The following is a 949-nucleotide window of genomic DNA, read 5'->3' as shown; positions in this document are numbered from 1 at the left end:
ATATTTTTGATCATGATGCATTTCCAGAAGATGATTTACTTGTAAAGGATACCCCTGTTGGATGGTATGCGATTGTGTCACATAAAATTGTTGAAGAGGGGCTTCCTATTAGATTTATGTATCGGGAACATCAAGGGGATTTACCATTTGATAGCGGATGGCGAGTACTTTCCGGAACAGAAGATGATGAATACATGAATAACTCTGAAAACTTCTCCTTTCAAAGCTTGACGCGACTTACTCATTATCAAGCAGATGTTGGGGAGCTGTTTTGGGCGGATATAGGTAGCGTTTTTGAAAAAAAAGAGGGAGAGGATTATTTTTCTCCTGTTACCGATTGGTCTCCTTTCGATTTTGAAGAATAATAAAAAGTCAGATTTTATTTTTAATCAGTAAATCTGCAGGTGAGTGCGCTGAGAATACATTGAAGTTTTCACACACAAAAAATAACTAATTTTGGAGTGCAGAAAATGCCCACCAAGTTCCAACAAGAAACCCTCAAATCCCGTTTCGCACAAGCCAAAGTCCTGGTTGTCGGCGACGTGATGCTCGACCGCTATTGGTTTGGCGACGTGTCCCGTATTTCGCCCGAAGCCCCCGTTCCGGTGGCGAAAATCGGACGAATCGACCAACGCGCGGGCGGAGCGGCGAATGTTGCGCGCAACATCGCTTCGTTGGGCGGCAAAGCAGGGCTGTTGTCGGTAACCGGCGACGACGAAGCCGCCAACGCGCTCGACGCGCTGATGGCGCAAGATGGCGTTGCCTCCTATCTGATGCGCGACAAACAAATCGCCACCACCGTCAAACTGCGTGTCGTCGCCCGCAACCAGCAGCTTATCCGCCTTGATTTTGAAGAACATCCCAACCGCGAAGTGTTGGAGCAAATCAAGCAGAAATACCGTGAAATATTGCCCGAATACGATGCAATCATTTTTTCGGACTACGGCAA

Annotated in this window: 2 protein-coding genes; both read left to right on the top strand. The window is 46.8% G+C overall.

Annotation, left to right across the window (positions count from 1 at the left end):
- The first annotated feature begins 2 nt into the window (after positions 1 to 2).
- Positions 3 to 365, top strand: coding sequence for a DUF2185 domain-containing protein (locus ACTHUR_RS12300; RefSeq protein WP_440398756.1), 363 nt, complete (start codon positions 3 to 5; stop codon positions 363 to 365).
- 105 nt (positions 366 to 470) lie between these two features.
- Positions 471 to 949: PfkB family carbohydrate kinase (locus tag ACTHUR_RS12295; protein ID WP_440398754.1), on the top strand; the 479-nt coding region annotated here is incomplete at its 3' end.

The organism is Neisseria sp. P0021.S007 (genome assembly GCF_051956855.1).
The sequence above is the reverse complement of the archived record's forward strand: the minus strand, read 5'-3'. Positions and strand labels throughout refer to the sequence as shown.